This is a genomic window from Marinobacter confluentis (assembly GCF_004785685.1).
In the GTDB taxonomy this organism is placed as follows: Bacteria; Pseudomonadota; Gammaproteobacteria; order Pseudomonadales; family Oleiphilaceae; genus Marinobacter; species Marinobacter confluentis.
The window spans coordinates 343,520-366,728 of the sequence record NZ_SRPF01000004.1; the positions used below are offsets into that span (position 1 = coordinate 343,520).

Consider the following 23,209-nt stretch of genomic DNA (forward strand, 5'->3'; position numbering starts at 1 on the left):
TTTAAATTCATGGGTCGGGTCCGTTCTTCCCATTCGATTAATGGCAGCTCATCAGAACCCAAAGATTTTCTGAGCGTGTTTTTTCGCTGGGCCAGGCCTGCTTTCCAATAGAACTGTAGTGCATTTGACGGATAACAGAACGTTTCTGGAGAAAGTTAACATGCACGTTCTACAGAATTTGTGACTTCAAACCCGAAGGCAATCGCTCAAAACCGCTGGCTCCTTTGAGCGGGACTCAAGAGGAAAACATGATGATGTCAGGCCTGGTGCCCATTCGAATGTCCAATACCATAGCACTACTCGCTCTTGCCGTAATGCTCGCTGCGTGCGGCGACAGTGATGGTGGCGATCCCCGTGAACCGGACACCGGAGGAAATGCCAACACCGGTACAAACGAAGGGGGTGGTGAAGACAGCGGAGTCGGCGACACCGGCGGCGAAGCGGATAGGATGAGTGTATTGCTGTTCAGTGCCTACGATCCTCAAAGCGGTCCTGAAAGCCTGTGGGGTTCAGACGGTACAGCCGAGGGAACACGGCGTTTGGCCGATGCCCGAAGCCCCGACAACTTCTACCGTATTGGCGATACCGTGTTTTTCACGGCTTCGTCCGACGAAACCGGCCCCGAACTCTGGAAGACTGATGGCACCGAAGAGGGGACCGAGCTGGTCAAGGATATTAACCCGGGCGGTTTTGGTTCAGCCCCCTCTGACCTTCAAGGTGTGGGTGACACCCTCTATTTTCGTGCAAGGGTTGCGGGCTTAACGGGACTATGGCGCAGCGATGGCACGGAAGCGGGCACCGAGCAAATAACCGGAGACTTCAACGCTCCGGCTTTTCTCACGGTTCTTGACGGTTTGCTTTATTTCAGTGCATCGACGGGGAACACTGTTGGTCGACAGCTTTGGCGAAGCGATGGCACTGCCCAGGGCAGCGACATCGTCAAGGACTTTGAGCTCGCCAGTAATGGCAATGTTGAACTTCTGACAGCCCTCGATGGCACACTCTATTTCCGCGCGGACGATGGCACATCTGGTTCGGAGTTGTGGCGCAGCGACGGTACCGAGAGCGGCACTTACATGGTCAGGGATATTAATCCGGAAGCACTTGAGGGGTTTAACCCGGACAAACCGGAGAATGCAACACAGGGTTCCAGCCCAAGCAATCTGACGGCTTTTGGTGGCGTCCTCTATTTCACTGCAAGCAATGGTACCCAGGCTTATGAACTGTGGCGCAGTGACGGAACCGAAGGCGGCACCTACATGGTGAAGGATATTGATCCTGGAGCCGATAGCAGTTCTCCCAGAGGGCTGACCGCCTTCGACGGCGCGCTCTATTTTGTTGCGAACAAAGAGACTGATAACCCTGGCCTGTGGCGCAGTGACGGCACCGAGAGTGGGACAGAACTGGTCACGGATACCAGTCCATCCCCGCGAGGTACCGACTACATGACCGCATTCGATGACGCCATTTACTACAAAGCCAATGACGGCACAAATGGCTTTGAGCTGTGGCGCAGTGATGGTAGCGAAGGTGGCACGCTCATGGTCAAGGACATTAACCCGGCCGTTGGTGCAAACTCGTCGCCGGAAAATCTGACGGTTTTCGACGGTGCGCTGTATTTCAGTGCAGACGACGGTGTCTACGGCCGTGAGCTCTGGCGCAGCGATGGCACCGAGGAGGGTACGGAGCTGGTCAAAGACATTTGTGACGCGTGCGACGCCAGCCCCAGGTCCTTTTTCGCTTTTCAATAAACCGCCGGGTCTACTTCCGAAACTGCCGGGTGAACCCCGGCTTCCCTCACTTCCACGATCCTCCAACCCTGCTTGGGCACCTTGCCGAAGATTTAAAAACCCAGGTCCGAAACCTCCGCCGGATGGCAGCGTCGTTCGAACGGGCAAGCCATGATACCATTATGTTCGTATACGAACATTTCCTGGCAAACCCGACGTCCGCATATGTGGCTGTCCGGGAGCTATTGGGTCCATCAAAACAGCTTCGCTCGACATTGGCACACCAGTCGAACTCAGCTGCCAGGGAAATGGCAGAGGACATTGTCGAGAGGATTCTGGTGACTTGATTGGCACATGCCACAACCCATGAAATTCCCCAGATGACGAACCGGTATATCCTTTTGCGTGCGATGGACTACATTGATAAACCTGACCAACGCGGTACCATTCGCGAGGAAACTGAGCGGTTTATCAACCGACAATTCCGCGGCGCCATGCTGGATAAGCTGTCGGAATCCGATGTTAAGGCTTTGATAGCCAACTATAAAAACTCACCCGAAAAGGGTAGTTCCGGAGGATTCAGAGACCATGAAATTAGGCATTCCAAAGGAAATTTTCGAGGGAGAAAGGCGTGTTGCCGCCACTCCCTCATCGGTCAAGAAGCTGACCGACCTCGGATACGAGGTGCTGATAGAAACCGGCGCAGGCGACCGTGCTGACTATTCAGACGAGACCTATAAGGCCGCCGGCGCGACAATCATCGAGGACACCAAAGCCCTCTGGAAGGATGCAAACGTCATCCTGAAAGTGAGGGCACCGATGAAAAACGCCAGCCTCAAGAAACACGAAGCTGACCTGATGACCGAAGGCAGTTACCTGGTGAGCTATATCTGGCCTGCCCAGAACCCGGAACTGCTGGACCATCTGGCGAAGAACAAGATTACCTCTTTCGCCATCGACAGCCTGCCCCGCATCAGCCGCGCACAGAAAATGGACGCGCTCAGCGCCATGGCGAACATCGCCGGTTATCGCGCGGTGATTGAATCCGCCAACCACTTCGGGCGTTTCTTTACCGGGCAGGTCACCGCCGCAGGTAAGGTACCACCCGCCAAAGTGATGGTAATCGGTGCCGGCGTTGCAGGCCTGGCCGCCATTGGCGCCGCCAACAGCATGGGCGCCATAGTGCGAGCTTTCGACACCCGGCTGGAAGTGCGGGAACAGGTTGAAAGCATGGGCGCCGAATTCCTCCAGCTGGACTTTGACGACGAAGACGGCAGCGGCACCGGCGGCTACGCCAAGCAGATGAGCGACGAATTCATCAAGGCGGAAATGGCCCTGTTCGCGGAACAGGCCAAAGACGTGGACATTATCATCACCACTGCGCTGATTCCCGGCAAGCCCGCCCCCAAGCTGATTACCGAGGACATGGTGAAATCCATGAAGCCGGGCAGCGTGATTGTCGACCTGGCCTCCGAGCGCGGCGGCAACTGCGAAGCGACCGAGCCAGGCAAGGTTGCCACCAAACACGGCGTTACCGTGATTGGCTATACCGACCTGCCCAGCCGTATGTCGAAAGTCGCCAGTGATCTCTACGCTACCAACCTGGTCCACCTGATGACCGAGCTGACGCCTGAGAAAGACGGCAAGCCGGTGGTGAACATGGAAGACACGGTTATCCGTGGCATTACTGTCGTCAATGATAAAGACATCACCTGGCCACCGCCCCAGCCGGAGGCGCCAGCCCAGCCTCAACACAAGCCGGGTACAGAAGAGCCTTCTCCGGCCGAGGTCCATGCAAAGAAGGAAGCCGCTGAACAGGCTGCCAGGAAAAAGAGCCTGATCGGCAAGATGGCATTACTGGCCGTCACGGTGTTTGCGCTTTACGGCGTTGGTGCCCATGCCCCGGAGAGTTTCCTGAGCCACTTCACCGTGTTTGTGCTCTCCTGCTTCATTGGCTGGCAGGTTATCTGGAACGTGACACCATCACTGCATACGCCACTGATGAGTGTAACCAACGCCATCAGCGGCATTATCGTCATTGGCGCCATGCTTCATCTTGCCCAGGCGGAAAACGTCGCCGTCGGCATTATGGCGTTTGTGGCCGTGCTGATTGCCAGCATCAACATCGGCGGGGGCTTCTACGTCACCCATCGCATGCTCAAAATGTTCCGCAAGTAGGAGACGCCCAACATGAGTACAGGAATGGTGAGCGTGGCCTACGTGGTCGCGAGTGTGTTGTTTATCCTCAGCCTGGGTGGCCTCAGCCACCAGGAATCTGCCCGCCGCGGTAACCTCTACGGTGTCGCCGGGATCATCATCGCCGTGGGTGCCACCCTGGCGAGCTTTGGCAGCGACGGCGGCATCATTGCCATCGCCATTGCCATACTGATTGGTGCCGGTATCGGCATCCCCATTGCCAATAAAGTGGAAATGACCCAGATGCCGCAGCTGGTGGCCCTGCTGCACAGCTTTGTGGGCCTGGCTGCGGTGTTGGTGGGCTTTTCCGGCTACATCGAACCGCTGGTTGCCACCACCGGCACCGAACACACCATTCACCTGGTGGAAGTCTATCTGGGCATCTTTATCGGTGCCGTTACCTTCACCGGGTCACTGGTTGCCTGTGGCAAGCTGGACGGTCGCATCGACAGTAAAGCGCTGACCCTGCCCGGCCGTCACTGGATGAACCTGGCGGCCATTATTGCCTGCGTGGTCCTGGGCAGCTGGTTCCTAGGCACAGACAGCATGGGTCTGGGAATTCTTTTCCTGGTCATCATGACAGTCATCGCCTGCGTCCTGGGTGTGCATCTGATCATGGCCATCGGCGGTGCCGATATGCCGGTGGTGGTGTCCATGCTCAACAGCTATTCCGGCTGGGCGGCGGCATCCATCGGCTTCATGCTGGGTAACGATCTGCTCATCGTGGTAGGTGCACTGGTAGGTAGTAGCGGTGCGATTCTGAGCTACATCATGTGCAAGGCCATGAACCGCTCGTTCATCAGCGTGATTCTGGGCGGCTTCGGCCAGACCAGCAGCAGCTCCGCCGCCAGCGGTGAAGAGCAGTCCGTTTACGAAACCACGGTGGACGAAGTCTGCGAAGAACTTCGTAATGCCCGCTCGGTGATCATCGTACCCGGCTACGGCATGGCCGTTGCCCAGGCGCAGAACGGCGTCAGCGACATGACCAAGTATCTGCGGGACAAGGGCGTTAACGTGCGGTTCGGCATCCATCCGGTGGCAGGACGCCTGCCCGGCCATATGAACGTATTGCTGGCCGAGGCCCATGTGCCCTACGACATCGTGCTGGAGATGGACGAAATCAACGAAGATTTCCCGGATACCGACGTGGTGCTGGTGATCGGCGCTAACGATACGGTCAACCCGGCCGCTGCTGAAGACCCCGCCAGCCCCATTGCCGGCATGCCGGTACTGGAAGTGTGGAAAGCTGGCCAGGTGGTGGTTCTGAAGCGTGGCATGGCATCCGGTTACGCCGGTGTGGAAAACCCGCTGTTCTTCAAGGACAACACCCGCATGTTGTTTGGCGATGCCAAGGAGAGCGTGGATAAACTGGTGTCAGGCCTCAGAGGCTGAGCCGGTTACGCGGATTCGGGGCCCACTCGGGCCCCTGAAAAAAAGCGTTCAATCTGCCGGGCATGGCTCTGGCCATCCCGGTAGCCAAGATTGATCAGGTCTTTACAGAACCTGTGGTCAAACAGCAGAAAGCTGGCGAGGCTGGCGCTGCTGTCACCCTCAGTATCGGAAGCTCCCGCCAACCGCCGCAGAATTAGTGGCATGCCATCCACGTATTTTGCAGCAATCTCATCGATAGGTTGGGACGGCGATATCTCCAGAATTTCCACCGGACTCAAATCCAGCCCCGCTTCTTTCAGCCGCTCCGGTGGTATCAGTTCCAGCAACTGATTGATGATTCGCGAGCGGTCAATGTCGTAGTCCAGCGTATCCAGAAAGATGCCGTTGAACACATGCCCGAGCACCTGGCTCATGGTGGGCATATCCGGCTTTACCGGCCGCCTGACCGGGCTCATCTGGTTGGCGCTGACTCCCACCACCATGACTTTTCTCGCCCCCAGCCGCAGCGCCGGGCTGATATGGGCCATCTGCCGCGTGGCGCCGTCGCCAAAATACTCCCGATTGATCCTTACCGGCGGAAACAGCGTGGGAATCGCCGAAGACGCCATGATGTGGTCCAGCGTCAGTTCGGTCCGGGTGCCTGCACGCTGCCCCACCGACCAGCCTTCGAGGCCCTCAACACCCTGGAAAAAGCAGATATTCTGACCGGTGGAATAACCACAGGCGTTCAGGCCCAGAGCATCAATGTGGCCCTCGCGAATGGTTTCACGGATATTCTCAAGGTTGATTTCCTGCTCCAGCAGGTCCCGCAGGGGTGCGTTATCCAGCAGCGACACCGGGCCACGATCCGCCGGGCGGCTTATAAACTTGCCGGCTACGGAACTCAGGCTGCGCACCAGACTGAAGGAGCTGGATCGGAATATCCGGTCCATGGTCAGCTCTGACCAGACCCTGTCCAGGTGATCAATGTTGTGTCGGAAAAGCCCCCGGCTGCCCGCCAGCGCCATGGCATTGATGGCGCCAGCGGAAGTGCCGACGATGACGTTGAAGGGGTAATGCCAGTCCGGATACATATCGGCGACGGCACGCAGAACACCAACCTGATAGGCCGCCCGCGCACCGCCGCCGGTCAGAATGACCCCAGTTTTGGTCATGCGGCCTGTATCTTATGCGTGCGTCTGCCTGCAAACGGATTGTTGATGCTCGAGTCCTTGCCCTGCAGCTCCGCTTCGGGGTGGTTCTTGGTCATTAGTTCCTTGACCTTGGGGATGTGATTCTTCGGGGCATCCACCATGATCAGATATTTTCCTGCCTCTATGTCATCGTGGAAAGGCTGGATCCGGTAATTCTCGCTCTGGATGCCACCAAAGCCACCAACCCAGGCGCCTGCCGCCACAATGAAGGCAAACAGCGCAATCCAGGCCGCCGTGGGCATGGACAACACCTCCAGGAATGACAGGGACAGGAGCACCACCAACGCCACTACAAAACCGATTATGGCCCCGCGCTCTACAAAACGCGGTAAATCTGTTCGGTCCAGAATGGAAGCGGTATGCAACTGATGGGTATACAGCCCAGCTTCGTCCTTACTGACGATGTGAAACCGCCAGTCAGTCACGCCATGTTCGTGAAGGTCATCGGATATCTCTTTGGCGCTGTCAATCGAAGAAACCAGATAGAATAGACGTATCATGGCGACTCTCCTTTTATGGCCAGAATATGAGGAGTTCCTCAATTACAATCTAGCTCAAAATCGCCATTTTTACTTAATTTGTAGTTGGGCTCGCCTGATGCTCAGTTTCCCAGGTTTTGAACCAGCAGAACCGGGCCTATTAATGAAATAGACCAGGCAAACACCGCCACTAACCCATCCCGGGCCACCATCGCCAGGCCAAAGGCCACCAGTGCCAGGCCAGCAAGGCTGGCGCTAAACGGGACCACTTCCGTCGCCGGCATGACGATCGCAATCACCATGCAACCCAGAGCCATCAGGTAGAGTCCCGGCCCGTCCACCAGCAAGGTGAGTCTCTGGCGGATCAGGCGGTCGATTTTCCGGGCGAATGGTCGCAGCCAATGCAGTCCCTTCATCAGTTTCTGCCGGGACATTTCCCGCTTGACGATCCATCCCGGCAACCAGAGATGTTGTCGCCCTAGCAGAATCTGCCCGAGGGTCAGCAACGTGAGCATCCCCATGATGGTGGGAACACCCGGCAAACCACTGAACGGCGTGACCAGAATAATCCCCACAAGAAGCACCATCGGGCCGAAACTTCGTCGGCCTACCGAATCCAACATTTCACCGATGGACACAAAGTCGCGGCCCTGGGCGCCCGTTTCAATCCGGTCCAGCAACTGCCTTATGTCGGCTGGGTCTTTCTGGTCGGGCATCAGTTCCTGTCCCCGGATGTCTGGGAGCTATTCAGTGGTGTTGTAAACGTAGGAAGACACGGTGCCATCGTCATTGAAGCGCACCACCAGGTCCGTGGTTTCCGCCTCGCCAAACGCAGACCAGCGGTACTTTCCATAGGTCCAGGTACGCTTGCCGTCCTCAATACCGGTACGCCAGGGCTCGCCAAACATTTCCTGGATGTCGGAGCGGGTGGTTTCGCCAACTTCGATCTGGTCCACATTGTGGGTGGCGAAGTCCTTGCCGACAGTGGCGCAGCCAACCAGCAGCGTCATAAAAAATCCAATCAGAATTACGCGAACAGATTGAATCCGCTTCATGTCATGCTCCTCAGAATGGTCAGTGATGAGCTCAGCAGCATACCGTAAATGGCCGGCTGGTTGGTTTACCTGCAGATTACGGATCCATTAATCCGTGAACAAAAAAACCCCGGCCGGAGCCAGGGTTGAAGTATGTCACTTCAAGGAAGGGGCAAATTCAGCGCATCAATACAGTTTCGTCAGCGACTTCTTGGCAAACGCTTCCACTTCGTTCAAGCGGCCTTCCTTCACCTTGATCAGCCACTCCGGATCCTGCAGCAGAGCACGGCCAACCGCGATCAGCTCGAATTCGTGGTTGTTCATGCGCTCAACCAGTTCATCGATACCGGACTGCTCCACGGCTTCCTTCTTGCTGGCAAAGGTGCCGCTGATAAAGTCCTCGGTCAGGCCGACACTGCCGACGGACATGGTCGGCTTGCCGGACAGCTTCTGGGTCCAGCCCGCCAGATTCAGGTTTGACCCTTCGAACTCTGGCTCCCAGAAACGTCTTGTCGAGGCGTGGAAAATATCAACACCGGCTTCTACCAACGGCTTCAGGAATTGCTCAAGCTCTTCCGGAGTGCTGACCAGCTTCGCTTCGTAATCCTGCTGCTTCCATTGGGAGAAACGCAGCATGATCGGGAAATCCGGGCCAACTCGCTCACGCACCGCTTCCACAATTTCCACCACGAAGCGCAGCCGGTTTTCCATACTGCCGCCGTATTCGTCGTCACGCTGGTTGGTGCCTTCCCACAGGAACTGGTCCAGCAGGTAGCCGTGGGCACCGTGGATCTCAACGCCATCGAAACCGAGAGCCTTGGCATCCTGGGCGCCATCGGCGAAGGCCTGGATGACCTCGTTGATGTCGTCCTTGCTCATGGCCTTGCCATTAGGCTTATCGGGCGCGAACAGGCCGGACGGGCTGTAGCCGGGTACGCTGGCATTCGGTTCCATGCCCTCTTTACGCACTGCGCCAACGTGCCACAACTGCGGAAAAATGGCGCCGCCGGCTTCGTGAACCGCATCGACAACCTCTTTCCAGCCAGCGAGGGCGTCGTCACCGTGGAAAAACGGCACATTCGGGTAACCGTTTGCCGCGTCATGATTGACGGTGGTGCCTTCGGAAATCAGCAAACCAACGCCGCCTTCCGCACGACGGCGGTAATAGTCAACCACTTTCTGGTTAGGGGCATTACCCGGCGAGAAATTGCGGGTCATGGGGGCCATGGCCACGCGGTTACGCAGCGTCAGGTTATGGATTTGAAACGGCTCGAAAATCGGGCCAAGGGTCATGCTCATGATAGATCGCAACCTCACTAATCTGGTTTCTTTACGCAACTCTTTCGTCCACTTTATGGAATCTGGTTTTAAAACGCAACCCTATTCGCTACACTCGAGACATGGCTAGAAAACGTTTTGACGATTCGAATTGCTCTGTCGCCCGCGCACTGAATGAAGTGGGCGATTGGTGGTCATTGCTGGTGGTGTTGCACGCGATGTACGGCACACGCCGTTTCGTGGATTTTCAGAAAGAACTGGGGATTGCCCGCAATATCCTCTGCGACCGTCTGGCCCGGCTAGTGGATAACGAGGTACTGAGAAAAGTTGAGGTGGGCGAGCACGGTTCCCGCTTCGAGTACCGACTGACCGAGAAAGGCCGCGACCTGTTCCCGATTGTGATTGCCTTGCGCCAGTGGGGCGACAAGTGGAACCCGGCACCGGAACAGCCTACTCTGGATCTGCGCGACCGGGAAACCCAGCGAAGCATTCGCCCGGTGGAAGTGCAGAATGCTGACGGCGCGCCCCTGACCATACGCGATGTATTCGTTCAGGAGCCCGTGCCCGTCAGCAGCAAGAAAGCCGTTTAAGCCGTCGCGCGGCTGCGGCTGCTGCGATTGCCACTACTGTTTCGGCCGCGATTATTCGGATTGTTGGTCCGGGCGCGGCTGGGGTCGGCTTTCGCTTTTGGCTTCAACGGCAGATTGTTCCTCGGCTCGAAACCTTCCACTTCCTTGCGCGGCAGCTGCTTCTTGATCAGCTTCTCGATACCCGCCAGCATCTTGCCTTCATCGGCACTGACCAGCGATAACGCATGGCCACTTTCGCCAGCGCGGCCGGTGCGGCCGATGCGGTGCACGTAATCTTCCGGCACGTTTGGCAGCTCGAAGTTCACCACCTGCGGTAGTTGCTTGATATCCAGACCACGGGCGGCGATATCTGTGGCTACCAGCACACGTACTTCGCCAGCCTTGAAGTCTGCAAGCGCGCGGGTACGGGCGCCCTGTGACTTGTTGCCGTGAATCGCAGCGGCGGTAATGCCATCGCGTTCCAGCTTCTGGGTCAGGCGGTTGGCGCCGTGCTTGGTGCGGGTAAACACCAGTACCTGCTCCCAGGCGTTATCACGCACCAGCTTGCTCAGCAAAGCGGTTTTCTGGCTCTGGTCTACCGGGTACACCGACTGGATAATTTTTTCAGCGGCGGTGTTACGGGCAGCCACTTCCACCTGAACCGGGTTGTTCAGCAGGCCAGTGGCCAGCTTGCGAATCTCCGGTGAAAAGGTCGCGGAAAACAGCAGGTTCTGGCGCTTCGCCGGCAGCAATGCCAGGATTTTGCGAATATCGCGGATAAAACCCATGTCCAGCATGCGGTCGGCTTCGTCCAGCACCAGCACTTCCACTTCCTTGAAACTCACAGCATTCTGCTGGTGCAGGTCCATCAGGCGGCCGGGTGTTGCCACCAGCACGTCAAGGCCTTTGCGCAGCTTCATCATCTGCGGATTGATTTTTACGCCGCCGAAAACCACCGCCGATTTGGTGGGCATATAGCGACTGTAGAGCGCCACGCTGTCGTGGACCTGCGCCGCCAACTCGCGGGTAGGGGTCAAAATCAGTGCCCTTGGACCCTTGCCGGAACGGGGATTTTCAGACAGACGCTGCAGGATGGGCAGCGTAAAACCAGCGGTTTTGCCGGTGCCGGTTTGCGCGGCGGCCATTACATCCTTACCGGAAAGCACGGCAGGAATTGCCTGGGCCTGAATGGGGGATGGGGTTTCATAACCCTGGTCGGTAGTAGCACGGACCAGCTGCTCGGACAAACCGAGTGACGAAAAACTCATATTGGTTCAACTCTTGATAATTCCGCCCAGTCGCCAAAAAGCGCAAGGCAGATGCCATGATTCAGTCATGGAAAAAAGACGACTACGGTCACGCGCCAAATCTGGGGTGACGTCCTCTGACAGGTCGTATGGAGGTTCGCACAGGCCCTGAGGCCAAAACACTTGCGGAAATCTCTAGAGGCGAGATAGTGAGCACCCTAACAGAATGCCTTCCCAATAGCTATAGACGGCTTCTACCTACGTAGCGAATAGAAGCGACAGTGGCGAAGTGCCCCCGCCCGCAGGACAGCCCTGATACCAACACTTTGCTAATCAATCGCCCCGCAAAGTGGTACAGTTTCGTGACAAGCTCGTAATTATACTGACAAATCCGCCAATTCCGACAACGAGGTCGACCATGACTCACGTTATCAGACGGGGCTTCTACGTTTCGCTCCTTCCCCTTGCGCTCGCTTTTTCTGGCTGCAGCCAGCAGGAACCTGAAAACAACAATGCTGACTCCAGCAGTCCAGAAGAAAACGTTTCCAAGCTTGCCAGCCCCGAGGAAAGCGGAATTCTGAAAGTTGCCACCCGAAACGGCTCGACCACCTATTACCTGGACCGGCACGAAAATCCCATCGGCCCGGAGTTCAGCCTGATCAGCAAGTTCGCGGAAAACAAAGGCTGGTCCGTCGAATGGACCATGTACGATTCCACAGCACAGGTACTGGAAGCCCTTGAATCGGGGCAGACACACCTGGCAGCCGCAGGGCTGACTCACCTTCCCTCGCGTACCGAGCGCTTCACCCGCGGCCCTGCCCATACGGAAATTACCGAACAGCTGGTCTGCCACCGGGAACTCCGGCCCATGCCACGACTGCCAGAGAACATGGCCGGCGTGGAGATACGGGTCACCGCCGAGTCCAGTTATGTCGAAACCCTGAAAGGGCTGGCCAGCCAACATGAAGGGATTACCTTCTCCGAAGACGACGAGCTCACCACCGAAATCCTGCTGTCTGAAGTAGCAGAGAGAGATCTGGACTGCACCGTGGCAGACTCTAACATTGTGCAGGTTATGCGCCGCCACTTTCCCCACCTGGAAGTGGCCATGAACCTGAGCGACGGCAAAAATCTCGGCTGGTACAGCCCTGAAACATTCGCAAGCGTCGCCGATACTGCCCATGAATGGATGAACAGCCAGGAGGGCGACGAGGCAATCGGCGAAATGGAAACCCGCTATTACAGTTACATTGGCGAGTTTGACTTCGTTGACCTTCGCGCCCTGAACCGTCGTATCGATGACCGGTTGCCAGATTTCAAAGACCAGTTTGTTGAAGCAGAACAAAGCACCGGTATGCCAGCGGATCTGCTGGCGGCTCTGTCCTATCAGGAATCCCACTGGGACCCGGATGCAGTATCGCCAACCGGTGTGCGCGGCATCATGATGCTGACCCGGAACACCGCCGAATCCCTGGGCGTCACCAACCGCCTTGACCCGATCGCGGCCATTGATGGTGGCGCACGCTACCTGGCCGACCGTCACCGTCGGCTGCCGGAAACCATCCCCGAGCCGGACCGCACCTTCCTGGCCCTGGCCAGCTACAACATTGGCCGTGGCCACCTGCTCGATGCCCGCCAACTGGCCCGTGATCTGGGCAAGAACCCGGATTCCTGGGAAGACATGAAAGAAGTGCTACCCCTCAAAGCCGACAAGCGCTACTACCCCAGCACCCGCTATGGCTATGCCCGGGGTTATGAACCGGTTCATTACGTGCAGCGCATCCGCAATTATCGTGACGTCATTCAGGGAGCCTTCGAATGATGCGAGCATTTCGCCTGCTGGCCTCTGTGTTAGTGATGCTTCCAGCCCTGGCCCTGAGCCAGGGGGAAGATGGCAACGCTGAAGCGCCGGTCAAGGTTGGCATAACCGAGGTGCCGCCGTTTGTCATGCAATCTGAAAACGGCGAATGGGAAGGCATCAGCATTGACCTGTGGCGTCAGATCGCCGAAAACATGGGACAGCAGTACGAGTGGGTGCCGCTGCCCTTCAGCGACCTGCTCGAACAGGTTGAAAGCGGACAGATCGACCTGGCCGTGGGTGCCCTGACCATGACCGCCCAGCGTGAAGCCGCCTTCGATTTCACCCACCCTTTCTACCAGACCGGTCTGTCCATTGCGATTCCGCCCGCCCCGGACCAGGGCCTGATTAACAGCCTGCTAAGCCTGCTGAGCTGGGAATTCCTGAGCGTCGTAATTTCACTCGGCGCATTGCTTCTGGGCGTGGGCTTCGTACTCTGGCTGTTCGAGCGCAAGCGCAATTCTGACCAGTTCGGTGGGTCGGCCGCCCAGGGCATTGGTTCGGGTTTCTGGTGGGCCGCGGTTACCATGACCACCGTTGGCTATGGTGACAAGGCACCAACGTCGCTGACAGGGCGAACCATTGCTCTGGTCTGGATGTTTGCCGGGTTGATCATGGTGGCCAGTTTCACGGCGGCGATCACCTCATCGCTGACAGTCAGCAATCTGCGCTCGCAGATTCAGGGGCCGGATGACCTGATACGCGCCAACGTTGCAACCATTGCCAACACCGCAAGCGAACAGTATCTGCTGGAACAGCGTATCCGGCACCAGGAATATCCTGACCTCACCTCCGCCATGCGGTCCGTCGCCAGCGGCGAAACAGATGCCGTGGTGTATGACCGCGCCCTGCTCCAATACCGTAATCTGCAATTGGATGAAGACCGGCTGACGCTACTGCCATCCGTATTCCAGAAGCAGCTCTACGCCCTGGCACTTCCTGCCGGCAGCCCGTTGCGGGAAGCGGTTTCCGAACAGATCCTGATGGTTACTGAGGCTGAGAACTGGCAGACCAACCTGCGGAAATACCTGGGCGAGAACTGATGCCGGCAGTGAATCTGAGATAACCATCGTCAATCGGTCCGAACCGGAGGGATTTAACATCGGCTTTGTAGTTCTGGGTGACCCGCCAGGGATCATCCAGGCCCTGCCGCGGCAGGCGGTCGTCGGCGCGGCGGATATAGCCGGAATCCAGACCGCCCATAACCGTATCGTCAGCGCGCCGGCCATCGGGATTTTGCGCCACACACACCTGCTGGCCAGTGGCCTCCATGTGATTCAGCACCCGGCACAGGTATTCGGCAGCAATATCAACTTTCAGGGTCCAGGACAGGTTGGTATAGCCGAAGACCATCCCCGCGTTGGGCACACCTTCGATCATCACGTTCTTGTATACCACCTTGTTCCGCAATATCACCGGCTCGCCGTCAACAATCAGCTCGGCGCCACCCAGCATCTGGATATCCAGCCCGGTTGCCGGAATGATGATATCGGCGTCTAGCTGCTGCCCTGACTTCAGGCGGATGCCGGTTTCGGTGAATCGTTCGATATGATCCGTCGCCATGGACACAGAGCCCTCGCGAATACACCGGAACAGATCCCCGTCCTTCACCACACACAAGCGTTGATCCCAAGGGTTATAGCTGGGCGTGAAATGCCGCATGTCGGCCTTGTTACCCAGCTGTTTCTCAACAGTCTTCAGCATCCAGCGCCGCATCATCTGCGGGCGCTTGCGTGACAGGTTAAACAGCAGCCGGGCTATGGTAACGTTGCGGGCGCGAATCAGCCGATACGCCAGTTTTGACGGCAGCGTACGCTGCAGGAATCGGGCAATACGATCATCCGACGGCAACGGCATCAGATAAGTGGGCGAACGCTGAAGCATGGTCACATGGCTGGCCTGCTCAGCCATTTTGGGCACCAGTGTAACCGCCGTAGCGCCACTGCCGATCACAACCACCTGCTTGCCTTTGTAGTCGAGGTGCTCGGGCCAGTGCTGGGGATGAACCACCTGACCTTTAAACACCTCCTCGCCCGGAAAATCCGGTTTATAGCCAGCGTCATAGTTGTAGTAGCCGGTGCAGCCAATCAGGAAATTCGCCGTAAAGGTAAGCGGTTCACCCGTGGCTTCACGCTCGGCCGTAATCCTCCAGCAGGCGTTTTCGCTGGACCATTCCGCGTGTTTCAGGGCCAGGCCAAAGCGGATATGCGACGTCACATCGTATTCTTCTGCGGTGTCTGCCAGATAGCGCTTGATGGAGGGGCCATCCGCCAGCACCTTGCCCCCGGTCCAGGGGCGAAAGCTGAAACCGAAGGTGTACATATCCGAATCCGAACGGATTCCGGGATACCGGAAGAGATCCCAGGTGCCGCCGAGGGAATCACGGCGCTCGAGAATGGTAAAACTCTTGCCAGGACAATCCCGCCGAAGATGACAGGCCATGCCGATGCCGGATACACCGGCACCAACAATCAGAACGTCTGTGTGTTGCTCAATCATGGTGGGTGTCAGTCGGTTTTCAGCTTTGCTGCAAATTCGTGGTTCACGTCCCGGTGTTTGGCCTCATCGGCCCGAACCGCAACAATCACCTCTCTCAATCTCGCATCCTGCGGCAACTGCCAGTAATCAATCGCAATCTGTGGCGCCGGCACATTTTCATATTTCCCGCTGTCCACACCTTCAAGGTATTCGGTGTAGCTATAGACAGCCTCTTCTTCCAGATACCCCACGATACGATGCGCAGTTTTGCTGGACAGCAGATAGAGCAGGAAAAACCCATTGTAGAAAATACCCTGGGCAATAATGATCAGCATCCGCTCAAAAGCAGTTGGCTGGGCAATCTGAATGAACGTCAGCAGGTGCATGCGCTCGTTTTCAGCCTCATCCAGCAGGGTGTGTATCCAGCCGTCATCATCTTTCATTCGGCGCAGCGAACTCAGGTGCTGAATATTGCCTGCCACCATCCCCGGTACAGCGGCTACCGTTTCCAGAACCACTGCCCGGTGACCATAGCGCCCGGCAAAAAACTTATCTGCGAAAAACCGCATAAAACGCACAAGGCGATAAGCAAACCGATCTGAAAAATCCCGCGGCGAAAAATGGGTGCGTTCCACCTCTTTGACTGATGTATTCATCGTTACTCCCGCGGCCAAAGTGACAGCCGCCCAGAACCAATAGACACGCTGCCAACCATCCCTAACTCGCCAGCTTCTCGACATACGAACCAGTCAGTATAGCTTCGATTTGCAACGGTGCCCGGTTTTGGGGCCTGCAGGGAAACGCTAGCGGATTGCTGCTCCAACATTTCTGGCGTTGCATCTCCTGGTAAGGAAGGGAGGCTCCAGACAACTCCAGGAAGCTGAAAACGGCTCCTAAAAGCCCAATCACAGTGAAAATAAAGCTCCCTATTCGCATACTATTCCTGCAATTAACGCTGAGCACAGCGGCGTCCGGCGGCCGCAGGCCCCGTACTGATGCGTCTTGTTATGGCTTGATAGCGCCATAGTAAAACTCATACGGTCCATCTTTGCGAAATCCCATGCGCTTGTAGAACTCAGCTGCACCGGAAGCCTTGTGGGCGACCAGCCACGTGCCACCACTCATGCTTTGTACCAACGTTCGAGCAACGCCCTTTTTTCTGCTCGGCTCAGCAACAAATAGCTCTTGGATGCATGTGAGCTGGCCCGAATGCCACGGGTAGGAAAAAGAAAAAATTGCCCCGGTTATCTCGTTGTTTTCTTCAGAGACAAAACAACCCTCGGGGTCGATTTCCCAAAACCGATGCAAATAAGCAGAAGCATTGGCCAATTCCCAGGATTCGTTATATGGCGGGGCTGAATAGGCCTGACAGAAGATCTGTGCAGCTTGCTCGATATCTTCTGCTTCACAGCTCCTTATTCGCATGTTGCTCCTTCCTTAGATACCCATAACGCCAACAGCACGCGCGGCTGCGGAATGACGGCGAAGCCGCAATGGAGTAGGCGTCGCCGTGACTGTGTTGGTTATATGCTTTCTCGGCCCCCTGCGGGATCATAGATTTCCATAAACCATTCTGGTGAGTTCAGAGCCGAGAAGCCCTTTTTCTTATAAAGTGCGTGGGCGTCTGTCGTTGCCAACATCCACCGCCTTAAGCCCTGTAGCTCAGGGTGCTCAAGAAAACAGCTCAGGAGCCATTTTGAAAGACCAACTCCACGCCATGCCTCAACGATAAAAACATCGTCCAGATACGCAAAAGTGGCTCGGTCGGTGATCGCCCGGCCAAATCCCACTTGCTCGTTTTCCTTGTACACACCGAGGCACAAGGACTGATCTATTGACCGAGCAACCGTCTCCCTAGGGACATCTTCTGCCCAAGGCATTGAGCGTAAAATCTCATGGACCAGATTTATATCCAGCTCTTCTCGGGCGTCCGAAACCCGAAATCCATCCTTGTACCATTCCATAGTTCAGATCACCTGTAACCGAATATAACGCCAGCCATAAGGGGCGCCCAGTGGAGGGCCAAAGGCCCGGAACAACCTTCATGGCCTTGTATGGTTGAATTCTTCCTTGAAAGGGTAAAGTGAGGCCCAGGCTTTGGTGGCCGCCAAAGCTTTCCCTGTGAGATTTCGATAGCGCCTAGATCCTGTTTTCAGAGATCGTTAACAAGTAAGAAACTCACAGAGGACTCCAAGCCGAAACTCGGATAGTCAACTGGGCCTCGAGCCCGTATCACAAGGCAGAGTCAGCTTATTATGAATCCCCTCAATCACTCAAACGAAACCAACGTCGGTGTCGATGTCAGCAAGGCTAAACTCGATATCTGTATCCGCCCAAACAACGAGACATTCACAGTCGACAATTCCCCTGAGGGCATCCGAATTGCCCTCAAGAAACTGCGCCAGGTAAAGCCGGATCGCATCGTCTGTGAGGCCACAGGGCGTTTAGAGCTTGCCTTCATCAACGCATGCCGCAAAGCCGGATTCTCCTGCGTGATCTCCGATCCCGTTCGGATCAAAAAGTTTGCCGGCGTCTTGGGACAACGGGCAAAAACCGATTATCTGGATGCACAACTCATTGCTCAGTTTGCTGAGGTAATGCGCCCAGAACCCACTCCGAAAAAAGCCGAATCTCTGAACCGAATCAGTGATCTACTCACCCGACGCAATCAACTGATTGATCTTAGGACCCAGGAAAAGAATCGAATGAAGATCATGCCGAAATTCCTCACTCATTCGATGAAAGCGGTGATAAAACATCTCGATATGCACATCCAACGCATGGAAGTGTTGCTGGAACTCGAGATCGAAAAAGACGCCGATTACGACAAGAAAACCAAGATCATCAAGAGCGTTCCCGGTGTCGGAAACGTCGTTGCTCTGACGCTCCTCGCGGATCTTCCAGAGCTGGGAACCATGTCGAATAAACAGGCCGCATCTCTGGTCGGTGTAGCACCCATTAGCCGCGAGAGCGGCACCTTCCGGGGCAAGCGATACATCCGAGGTGGGAGAGCTAAGGTGCGCACTGCAATGTTCATGGCCATGATGTCGGCCATCCAGTGCAACTCCAAATTCAAGGCGCTTTACCAGCGTCTCGTCGACGCCGGAAAAGCCAAGCGTGCGGCCATCATTGCCTGTGTCAGAAAGATGGTTGTGGTGCTCAATTCGATGGTTAGAAGCGGAAAAACTTGGGACCCGAATTTGGCTATTTAACGTGGGTTGACGCCATAGTCACTTGTTAGGCCTATTTACTTTCACCCGACTTCGCCTGAGCAATTCGACTTTTTGCAGCCGCCAGTGCACCTTCAGGCCACACGTCAACGGTACTACCCTCTTTCATGTATTCGTCAGTGAATATTTGGCTAAACCACACAGGATCATATTCACCAGATTCTGAAGTGAAGTGCTCACGATTGCGGTACCAAAGGTCAAGTATTGCAACGTCGATGGTATCGGATAAGTGAAGGGTCTCCTTCACAACCGCTCTCCAATCGGATGCCTGGGTATCGAACACTCGCTGGATATTCATACTCTGAATTGATGCCGACTTATCTTCTGGCAAATACCCGATCACGTCTTGGATGTATGCCTCGAAGAAAATGTAGACCGGATTGGGCCCATATCTTGGATGATCCTGAATACTCATTCCCGCTCCCTGAACTAAATGAGAGACCAATAGGGCTGAAAAAAACACCAAAGCTTTGTTCATCGACCTGCCTAACGCCCGGCTCACGCGCCGGCTTGGAGCCGCGAAGCGGCGGAAAATCGGTCGCTGTGCAGCCGATTGTTAAATCTTTTGGCGTACGGTATCCTGACCATGGTCAACATCCTGTACAGGAGTAACCTTATGGATGCCATTAGCTACACAGCCGCTAGAACCAATCTAGCAAAAACCATGGAGCAGGTCTGCGAAGACCATTCTCCCGTGATCATCACCCGGAGCAAATCGCAGTCCGTGGTCATGATCTCTCTTGAGGACTATGAGGCATTGCAGGAGACCGCATACCTCCTGCGCGCACCAAAAAACGCACGGCGTTTGCTGGAATCCGTTGCCGAGCTGGAGCAAGGCGGTGGTCAAGAAAAGGAACTTCTTGAATGAAACTCATCTTCTCCGAGAACGCCTGGGAAGACTATCTGTACTGGCAGAGAACCGACAAAAAAATCCTGAATCGCATCAACAGGCTTATCAAGGAGACCAAACGAGAACCGTTCGAGGGTGTCGGCAAACCGGAACCCCTCAAACACAGTCTCGCTGGTTACTGGTCCCGCCGAATTAACGAAGAACACCGCATCGTTTACAAGGTCACGGATGACGCTTTGCTTATAGCACAGCTCCGTTATCACTACTGATTTAACGCGAAGCTAAGCGGCGTCCTAAAAAGGGCGTCCGGTGGCGGCGCCAGTTTCGCGCCCGCCACGCAGTACCAAATATAGCAGCGGGCCTGCCGATACAAATACCGCTGTCAGAATGAAAAACGGTAGGAGATAACCCAGCCCTTTGCCACGACCTTTTGCATCTTGGTACATCCATACACAAGCCATTGCGGCGAGAATATAAAGATCAATGACAACCTGGGCGGTATCCGGGCTGGACATGAGCTCTACACCGAAAGCCAGAAGCGACTGCTCTGTGCCCGCCATAGCCCAAAAGGTGAAGCCCATGAAAAGGCCGAGAATGAGTAGGGGAAATACTGAAACTCTCATGATCTTCCTTGATTGAGGCCTAAGAAATATAACGCCCGCCATCACCGGTGACAAAACCGCAGCGAAGCGAAGGGTTTGGCATCCGGTGCATGGCCTGGTTACACCTCACTTTGGTCAGTGAAGCTTATTGAAAACTTCCGGGTGTTGCTCAGCAATGCGCAGAAGCGCAACCGCAGGCCCCTGAGGCTCACGCCGACCCTGTTCCCAATCCTGAAGGGTTCGCACACTCACGCCCATAAGACCGGCAAAGGCAGATTGCGACATGTTCAACTTCAGCCTGATCACTTTGGGCGGTGAGGGCTCTGATAGCTCTTGGGTTCGTAACGCCAATTTGCCCTTCTTGAACTGCTTGATTTCATTGATGCCATCAAGAATTTCTGCCCCAAGGTTCCTGTCACCCATTTTTGATTGCCTCCGCTATCTGCTTGAGCGTATGGCCAGGAATGCTGGCGCGCTCTGATTTACTGTACAGCGTGAGCATCCATATCTCGTGGTCAGACTTCTTCCAGTAGTAAATGGCTCTGATACCACCGCTCTTTCCCGAACCCGCTGGTGCCCATCGAACTTTACGAACGCCACCTGAGCCTTTGATTAGATCTCCGGCATCCGGCTTCTGCAAAAGGTAGGTTTGAAGCCCACGATATTCCTCGTCCGTGAGGTAATTCGGCAATAACTTGCTGAACGTCGAGGTTTCGATGAATAGCATTGCAAAAATATACGGCGTTGCCGTACTAGCGTCAAGGCAAGATCAGTGAGGTGTAACGCTCCGCTAATGTGCGCCGCCTGCGGCGTCACCATTGAGCGGCTTGTTAGCAGATTCTGCCTGAAGGCGCTCCACCAGCCACACCTTGATGATCGATTGGCGGGTAACGCCTATGCGCGCAGCCTCACGATCCAACGACTCGACAACCCAAGCCGGGAAATCGACGTTGATTCGCTTTTGTTCCTGATTAACGCGACGGGCAGAGGACAGATCCAGGTCATCAACAATGTCTTCCTGACCTTCCTCAAATTTTTTGTCGAAGTCTTTAGCTTTCATAGAGCTCAACCTCCTTCTTACGGGAACGTCTGACTGAAATCAGACGAATACGAGCATCCCTGTATGTGACGACGGCCGACCAGTGCTTGTCACCAATCTTGCCTATCAGCAAAAACCTTTGCTCATCCTCTGATTTTGCGCGGATCTCCAGCAGGTATGGATCTTTCCACAACCCCTGGGCAGCAACGAAATCAATACCGTGCTTGTCCAAGTTGGCCTGGCTTTTGGCTTCGTCGAATTCAAACTCATCCATGAGTACAAATTATTCCTTTTTTACTCATTCCGCAATATTTGGAAGGAAGCTGTAGCTGCTAACGCTGAAATAAGCGGCGCCCTGAAAAGGGCGTCCGGTGGAGGCCATAGGCCGGAACGAATTTGATTGCCTTGTTAAATAAATACCGAATCCTCTCGATATACGGCTTTAAGATTAATACTTATTATTTCGATTCCATCTGTGTATGTAGATGCTTCGTCAGTCCTTCTAACAAGGATTGCTGAGCGGCTAGGACCCTTTGCAAACCCTCCTTATCAGAAATCGGTGCACCTCCGACAATTATCAGAGAGTGCTTTGCGTCTACGGGGAGCGTGTCACTGATAATCATAATCTCTTGGGAAGGAACTACATGTACATCACGAAAAACAGCCCACTTGTTCAAAACTCCTGCCTCACAGAACTTTATATCAACCGGTTCACCATAGACTTCCTTTAAAGCCTCAGGAAGGCTAGAGCACTCAGCGTTCAGCTCCTGCAGACTATCGACTAAGACCGGCTCGCTTTTTTGAACACTTATATTTAACTTAAAGTCAGATTCGAGGGTTGGTATGTCATAAAAGAATTCAACTTCTTTTCCAGCTACCTTATCTCTGACCTGGTTGAGAATTTCTTTATTGATGGGGCTCCCCTCGGCAAAATTCTCGAATTCCATCTTTGATGCAGAACCAGGGCCAACCTGAACCCATCCATTTGGCAGCACTGCATTGAAGCCGAAGTAACTACTAATTTCAGTTTCTGCAAACAACGGCCCTGCGACAAAAATCAAGCAGAGCGCAAAAAATCTACTATTCATTCGCACTGATCCCTCATAGATCCTATTTAACGCCAATATTAAGCGGCGCCCGACTACGGCGTCCGGTGGACGGCCGCCAGGCCGGGAACGAACTTGAATGACTGGTTATGTGCTACCCGAAGAAACAGCCATTCTCGTCGGCATTCACGATAGCAAAAAATTCCTCGATGGAGCGTGACTCAGGTTCTGGCTCGTACGAATGCCACTTTAAATCGCTGCGCATCCAGTAGATTTTCCAGCGTTGAGATTTCTGGACGTAGGTAGCTTTTGCCACCGGCGACTCAATGCTCTTTGATGGTTCACGGAAATGCGGGCGAACCTCCACAATTTGTACGCTCTGGCCAGTAACCCGAACTTCTATATCAAGCTCGGGACGGATCGCGACCGGTGGACGCCGGATTTCCAGAAACTCCGAAGTAGCACGCTCAATTTTCTTTGCTTCAAACTCGCTGAATGCCATACGGATTCTCTATAGAAGCGCCCACATAACGCTGAGCACAGCGGCGCCACGACAGTGGCGTCCGGCGGCCGCAGGCCGCGTACTGATGCGACTGGTTATGAATTGGCACTGCACCCACCGGCCTTTACCACTCGTTTCGTTGTCGCCGGATATTTACTAAGCAGTAATGCAGGGCGAATGGGACGGGGCGAAAAATTGCCACCACAGTTGGGGCACTGATTACCCAACACACCAGATGCGCAAGATTCGCAGAACGTGCACTCGAATGTGCAGATTACCGCCTCACTGGAATCCGGCGGCAAATCCTTGTCACAACACTCGCAATTGGGTCTCAATTCGAGCATAGAATCCTCCGTGCTGATTCATAACGAATAGCTAAGCGGCGCCCTGACAAGGGCGTCCGGTGGACGGCCGCCAGGCCGGGAACGAATTTGAGCGACTGGTTAGGCGGCACCTGACCAAAATGCCTCACCCTGCGTCTCGATG

General features: G+C 55.3%; 28 protein-coding genes. 9 read left to right on the top strand and 19 right to left on the bottom strand.

Translation table 11 applies throughout. The features are described 5' to 3' along the window. Positions 1–248: 248 nt before the first annotated feature. The 3 genes from E5Q11_RS14635 to pntB all read left to right on the top strand — a co-directional run bounded on the left by E5Q11_RS14635 (position 249) and on the right by pntB (position 5,318). Positions 249–1,751, top strand: coding sequence for an ELWxxDGT repeat protein (locus E5Q11_RS14635; RefSeq protein WP_135804187.1), 1,503 nt, complete (start codon positions 249–251; stop codon positions 1,749–1,751). 567 nt (positions 1,752–2,318) lie between these two features. Further along, on the top strand, positions 2,319–3,908 hold the full coding sequence (locus E5Q11_RS14640) for a Re/Si-specific NAD(P)(+) transhydrogenase subunit alpha (protein WP_135804188.1): 1,590 nt from the start codon (positions 2,319–2,321) through the stop codon (positions 3,906–3,908). A gap of 12 nt (positions 3,909–3,920) precedes the next feature. Further along, on the top strand, positions 3,921–5,318 hold the full coding sequence (gene pntB / locus E5Q11_RS14645) for a Re/Si-specific NAD(P)(+) transhydrogenase subunit beta (protein WP_135804189.1): 1,398 nt from the start codon (positions 3,921–3,923) through the stop codon (positions 5,316–5,318). Between the two features lie 5 nt (positions 5,319–5,323). Here the strand turns inward: pntB and E5Q11_RS14650 are convergent, their stop codons facing one another. The 5 genes from E5Q11_RS14650 to E5Q11_RS14670 all read right to left on the bottom strand — a co-directional run bounded on the left by E5Q11_RS14650 (position 5,324) and on the right by E5Q11_RS14670 (position 9,323). Continuing rightward, positions 5,324–6,472, bottom strand: a complete 1,149-nt coding sequence (locus tag E5Q11_RS14650; RefSeq protein ID WP_135804190.1) for a patatin-like phospholipase family protein — start codon at positions 6,470–6,472, stop codon at positions 5,324–5,326. After that, positions 6,469–7,011: a hypothetical protein gene (locus E5Q11_RS14655; protein ID WP_135804191.1), complete on the bottom strand. Its 543-nt coding sequence runs from the start codon at positions 7,009–7,011 to the stop codon at positions 6,469–6,471. The genes E5Q11_RS14650 and E5Q11_RS14655 overlap by 4 nt, the downstream gene beginning before the upstream one ends. 101 nt (positions 7,012–7,112) lie before the next feature. Further along, positions 7,113–7,706, bottom strand: coding sequence for an exopolysaccharide biosynthesis protein (locus E5Q11_RS14660; protein ID WP_135804192.1), 594 nt, complete (start codon positions 7,704–7,706; stop codon positions 7,113–7,115). A gap of 27 nt (positions 7,707–7,733) precedes the next feature. Continuing rightward, positions 7,734–8,045 carry an outer membrane protein assembly factor BamE domain-containing protein gene (gene bamE, locus E5Q11_RS14665; protein ID WP_135804193.1) on the bottom strand — a complete coding sequence of 104 codons (312 nt, stop codon included), beginning with the start codon at positions 8,043–8,045 and terminating at the stop codon, positions 7,734–7,736. 165 nt (positions 8,046–8,210) lie between these two features. After that, positions 8,211–9,323, bottom strand: coding sequence for an NADH:flavin oxidoreductase (locus tag E5Q11_RS14670; protein WP_135804194.1), 1,113 nt, complete (start codon positions 9,321–9,323; stop codon positions 8,211–8,213). 101 nt (positions 9,324–9,424) lie between these two features. Between E5Q11_RS14670 and E5Q11_RS14675 the strand changes: the two genes are divergently transcribed. Beyond that, positions 9,425–9,892 (top strand): winged helix-turn-helix transcriptional regulator, encoded by a 468-nt coding sequence (locus E5Q11_RS14675; protein ID WP_135804195.1) that lies wholly within the window; start codon positions 9,425–9,427, stop codon positions 9,890–9,892. Here E5Q11_RS14675 and E5Q11_RS14680 read toward each other — a convergent pair. After that, positions 9,889–11,139, bottom strand: a complete 1,251-nt coding sequence (locus E5Q11_RS14680; RefSeq protein WP_225314914.1) for a DEAD/DEAH box helicase — start codon at positions 11,137–11,139, stop codon at positions 9,889–9,891. The genes E5Q11_RS14675 and E5Q11_RS14680 overlap by 4 nt on opposite strands. Before the next feature lie 397 nt (positions 11,140–11,536). Between E5Q11_RS14680 and mltF the strand changes: the two genes are divergently transcribed. Together mltF and E5Q11_RS14690 are read left to right on the top strand one after the other, a co-directional pair. Then, positions 11,537–12,940, top strand: coding sequence for a membrane-bound lytic murein transglycosylase MltF (gene mltF / locus E5Q11_RS14685; RefSeq protein WP_135804196.1), 1,404 nt, complete (start codon positions 11,537–11,539; stop codon positions 12,938–12,940). Further along, positions 12,937–14,019 (top strand): transporter substrate-binding domain-containing protein, encoded by a 1,083-nt coding sequence (locus tag E5Q11_RS14690; RefSeq protein ID WP_225314915.1) that lies wholly within the window; start codon positions 12,937–12,939, stop codon positions 14,017–14,019. Before mltF ends, E5Q11_RS14690 begins: the two co-directional genes overlap by 4 nt. On the opposite strand, the gene E5Q11_RS14695 is transcribed toward E5Q11_RS14690, so the two are convergent. From E5Q11_RS14695 to E5Q11_RS14710, 4 genes are all read right to left on the bottom strand, one after another. Further along, on the bottom strand, positions 13,964–15,475 hold the full coding sequence (locus E5Q11_RS14695; protein ID WP_135804197.1) for a flavin-containing monooxygenase: 1,512 nt from the start codon (positions 15,473–15,475) through the stop codon (positions 13,964–13,966). The two genes, E5Q11_RS14690 and E5Q11_RS14695, sit on opposite strands and share 56 nt — an antisense overlap. A gap of 8 nt (positions 15,476–15,483) precedes the next feature. Then, the gene (locus E5Q11_RS14700) at positions 15,484–16,110 is read right to left on the bottom strand and encodes an alternative oxidase (protein ID WP_135804198.1); all 627 of its coding nucleotides are present in this window, start codon (positions 16,108–16,110) and stop codon (positions 15,484–15,486) included. 349 nt (positions 16,111–16,459) lie between these two features. Next, positions 16,460–16,879: a GNAT family N-acetyltransferase gene (locus E5Q11_RS14705; protein WP_135804199.1), complete on the bottom strand. Its 420-nt coding sequence runs from the start codon at positions 16,877–16,879 to the stop codon at positions 16,460–16,462. A gap of 98 nt (positions 16,880–16,977) precedes the next feature. Further along, positions 16,978–17,418: a GNAT family N-acetyltransferase gene (locus tag E5Q11_RS14710; RefSeq protein WP_135804200.1), complete on the bottom strand. Its 441-nt coding sequence runs from the start codon at positions 17,416–17,418 to the stop codon at positions 16,978–16,980. A gap of 291 nt (positions 17,419–17,709) precedes the next feature. On the opposite strand from E5Q11_RS14710, the gene E5Q11_RS14715 reads away from it, so the two are divergent. Then, positions 17,710–18,666 carry an IS110 family RNA-guided transposase gene (locus E5Q11_RS14715; RefSeq protein ID WP_135804201.1) on the top strand — a complete coding sequence of 319 codons (957 nt, stop codon included), beginning with the start codon at positions 17,710–17,712 and terminating at the stop codon, positions 18,664–18,666. Between the two features lie 31 nt (positions 18,667–18,697). On the opposite strand, the gene E5Q11_RS14720 is transcribed toward E5Q11_RS14715, so the two are convergent. Beyond that, positions 18,698–19,099, bottom strand: coding sequence for a hypothetical protein (locus E5Q11_RS14720; RefSeq protein ID WP_135804202.1), 402 nt, complete (start codon positions 19,097–19,099; stop codon positions 18,698–18,700). 201 nt (positions 19,100–19,300) lie between these two features. On the opposite strand from E5Q11_RS14720, the gene E5Q11_RS14725 reads away from it, so the two are divergent. Together E5Q11_RS14725 and E5Q11_RS14730 are read left to right on the top strand one after the other, a co-directional pair. Next, the gene (locus E5Q11_RS14725; protein WP_012137510.1) at positions 19,301–19,552 is read left to right on the top strand and encodes a type II toxin-antitoxin system Phd/YefM family antitoxin; all 252 of its coding nucleotides are present in this window, start codon (positions 19,301–19,303) and stop codon (positions 19,550–19,552) included. After that, positions 19,549–19,803 (top strand): Txe/YoeB family addiction module toxin, encoded by a 255-nt coding sequence (locus E5Q11_RS14730; protein WP_135804203.1) that lies wholly within the window; start codon positions 19,549–19,551, stop codon positions 19,801–19,803. Before E5Q11_RS14725 ends, E5Q11_RS14730 begins: the two co-directional genes overlap by 4 nt. A 24-nt stretch (positions 19,804–19,827) precedes the next feature. Here the strand turns inward: E5Q11_RS14730 and E5Q11_RS14735 are convergent, their stop codons facing one another. From E5Q11_RS14735 to E5Q11_RS14770, 8 genes are all read right to left on the bottom strand, one after another. Next, a complete protein-coding gene (locus E5Q11_RS14735) occupies positions 19,828–20,157 on the bottom strand; it encodes a DUF2834 domain-containing protein (RefSeq protein ID WP_168215669.1) in 330 nt (109 codons plus the stop codon). 114 nt (positions 20,158–20,271) lie between these two features. Continuing rightward, on the bottom strand, positions 20,272–20,559 hold the full coding sequence (locus E5Q11_RS14740) for a helix-turn-helix domain-containing protein (protein ID WP_135804204.1): 288 nt from the start codon (positions 20,557–20,559) through the stop codon (positions 20,272–20,274). Next, positions 20,552–20,863, bottom strand: coding sequence for a type II toxin-antitoxin system RelE/ParE family toxin (locus E5Q11_RS14745; RefSeq protein ID WP_135804205.1), 312 nt, complete (start codon positions 20,861–20,863; stop codon positions 20,552–20,554). The genes E5Q11_RS14740 and E5Q11_RS14745 overlap by 8 nt, the downstream gene beginning before the upstream one ends. A 63-nt stretch (positions 20,864–20,926) precedes the next feature. After that, positions 20,927–21,196 carry a type II toxin-antitoxin system BrnA family antitoxin gene (gene brnA / locus E5Q11_RS14750; RefSeq protein ID WP_074396173.1) on the bottom strand — a complete coding sequence of 90 codons (270 nt, stop codon included), beginning with the start codon at positions 21,194–21,196 and terminating at the stop codon, positions 20,927–20,929. After that, positions 21,186–21,449 (bottom strand): BrnT family toxin, encoded by a 264-nt coding sequence (locus E5Q11_RS14755; protein WP_135804206.1) that lies wholly within the window; start codon positions 21,447–21,449, stop codon positions 21,186–21,188. Before E5Q11_RS14755 ends, brnA begins: the two co-directional genes overlap by 11 nt. 184 nt (positions 21,450–21,633) lie before the next feature. Next, a complete protein-coding gene (locus E5Q11_RS14760; protein WP_135804207.1) occupies positions 21,634–22,263 on the bottom strand; it encodes a hypothetical protein in 630 nt (209 codons plus the stop codon). A gap of 112 nt (positions 22,264–22,375) precedes the next feature. Further along, complete coding sequence (locus E5Q11_RS14765) at positions 22,376–22,723, bottom strand: DUF3024 domain-containing protein (protein WP_135804208.1); 348 nt, start codon at positions 22,721–22,723, stop codon at positions 22,376–22,378. Positions 22,724–22,818: 95 nt separating this feature from the next. Then, complete coding sequence (locus tag E5Q11_RS14770) at positions 22,819–23,067, bottom strand: DUF1272 domain-containing protein (RefSeq protein WP_135804209.1); 249 nt, start codon at positions 23,065–23,067, stop codon at positions 22,819–22,821. Between the last annotated feature and the right edge of the window lie 142 nt (positions 23,068–23,209).

What these genes read in the sequence shown, in the direction of transcription:
- E5Q11_RS14635 (WP_135804187.1), top strand. Translation starts at nt 249, where the DNA reads ATGATGATGTCAGGCCTGGTGCCCATTCGAATGTCCAATACCATAGCA.
- E5Q11_RS14640 (WP_135804188.1), top strand. Translation starts at nt 2,319, where the DNA reads ATGAAATTAGGCATTCCAAAGGAAATTTTCGAGGGAGAAAGGCGTGTT.
- pntB (WP_135804189.1), top strand. Translation starts at nt 3,921, where the DNA reads ATGAGTACAGGAATGGTGAGCGTGGCCTACGTGGTCGCGAGTGTGTTG.
- E5Q11_RS14650 (WP_135804190.1), bottom strand. Translation starts at nt 6,472, where the DNA reads ATGACCAAAACTGGGGTCATTCTGACCGGCGGCGGTGCGCGGGCGGCC.
- E5Q11_RS14655 (WP_135804191.1), bottom strand. Translation starts at nt 7,011, where the DNA reads ATGATACGTCTATTCTATCTGGTTTCTTCGATTGACAGCGCCAAAGAG.
- E5Q11_RS14660 (WP_135804192.1), bottom strand. Translation starts at nt 7,706, where the DNA reads ATGCCCGACCAGAAAGACCCAGCCGACATAAGGCAGTTGCTGGACCGG.
- bamE (WP_135804193.1), bottom strand. Translation starts at nt 8,045, where the DNA reads ATGAAGCGGATTCAATCTGTTCGCGTAATTCTGATTGGATTTTTTATG.
- E5Q11_RS14670 (WP_135804194.1), bottom strand. Translation starts at nt 9,323, where the DNA reads ATGAGCATGACCCTTGGCCCGATTTTCGAGCCGTTTCAAATCCATAAC.
- E5Q11_RS14675 (WP_135804195.1), top strand. Translation starts at nt 9,425, where the DNA reads ATGGCTAGAAAACGTTTTGACGATTCGAATTGCTCTGTCGCCCGCGCA.
- E5Q11_RS14680 (WP_225314914.1), bottom strand. Translation starts at nt 11,139, where the DNA reads ATGAGTTTTTCGTCACTCGGTTTGTCCGAGCAGCTGGTCCGTGCTACT.
- mltF (WP_135804196.1), top strand. Translation starts at nt 11,537, where the DNA reads ATGACTCACGTTATCAGACGGGGCTTCTACGTTTCGCTCCTTCCCCTT.
- E5Q11_RS14690 (WP_225314915.1), top strand. Translation starts at nt 12,937, where the DNA reads ATGATGCGAGCATTTCGCCTGCTGGCCTCTGTGTTAGTGATGCTTCCA.
- E5Q11_RS14695 (WP_135804197.1), bottom strand. Translation starts at nt 15,475, where the DNA reads ATGATTGAGCAACACACAGACGTTCTGATTGTTGGTGCCGGTGTATCC.
- E5Q11_RS14700 (WP_135804198.1), bottom strand. Translation starts at nt 16,110, where the DNA reads ATGAATACATCAGTCAAAGAGGTGGAACGCACCCATTTTTCGCCGCGG.
- E5Q11_RS14705 (WP_135804199.1), bottom strand. Translation starts at nt 16,879, where the DNA reads ATGCGAATAAGGAGCTGTGAAGCAGAAGATATCGAGCAAGCTGCACAG.
- E5Q11_RS14710 (WP_135804200.1), bottom strand. Translation starts at nt 17,418, where the DNA reads ATGGAATGGTACAAGGATGGATTTCGGGTTTCGGACGCCCGAGAAGAG.
- E5Q11_RS14715 (WP_135804201.1), top strand. Translation starts at nt 17,710, where the DNA reads ATGAATCCCCTCAATCACTCAAACGAAACCAACGTCGGTGTCGATGTC.
- E5Q11_RS14720 (WP_135804202.1), bottom strand. Translation starts at nt 19,099, where the DNA reads ATGAGTATTCAGGATCATCCAAGATATGGGCCCAATCCGGTCTACATT.
- E5Q11_RS14725 (WP_012137510.1), top strand. Translation starts at nt 19,301, where the DNA reads ATGGATGCCATTAGCTACACAGCCGCTAGAACCAATCTAGCAAAAACC.
- E5Q11_RS14730 (WP_135804203.1), top strand. Translation starts at nt 19,549, where the DNA reads ATGAAACTCATCTTCTCCGAGAACGCCTGGGAAGACTATCTGTACTGG.
- E5Q11_RS14735 (WP_168215669.1), bottom strand. Translation starts at nt 20,157, where the DNA reads ATGAGAGTTTCAGTATTTCCCCTACTCATTCTCGGCCTTTTCATGGGC.
- E5Q11_RS14740 (WP_135804204.1), bottom strand. Translation starts at nt 20,559, where the DNA reads ATGGGTGACAGGAACCTTGGGGCAGAAATTCTTGATGGCATCAATGAA.
- E5Q11_RS14745 (WP_135804205.1), bottom strand. Translation starts at nt 20,863, where the DNA reads ATGCTATTCATCGAAACCTCGACGTTCAGCAAGTTATTGCCGAATTAC.
- brnA (WP_074396173.1), bottom strand. Translation starts at nt 21,196, where the DNA reads ATGAAAGCTAAAGACTTCGACAAAAAATTTGAGGAAGGTCAGGAAGAC.
- E5Q11_RS14755 (WP_135804206.1), bottom strand. Translation starts at nt 21,449, where the DNA reads ATGGATGAGTTTGAATTCGACGAAGCCAAAAGCCAGGCCAACTTGGAC.
- E5Q11_RS14760 (WP_135804207.1), bottom strand. Translation starts at nt 22,263, where the DNA reads ATGAATAGTAGATTTTTTGCGCTCTGCTTGATTTTTGTCGCAGGGCCG.
- E5Q11_RS14765 (WP_135804208.1), bottom strand. Translation starts at nt 22,723, where the DNA reads ATGGCATTCAGCGAGTTTGAAGCAAAGAAAATTGAGCGTGCTACTTCG.
- E5Q11_RS14770 (WP_135804209.1), bottom strand. Translation starts at nt 23,067, where the DNA reads ATGCTCGAATTGAGACCCAATTGCGAGTGTTGTGACAAGGATTTGCCG.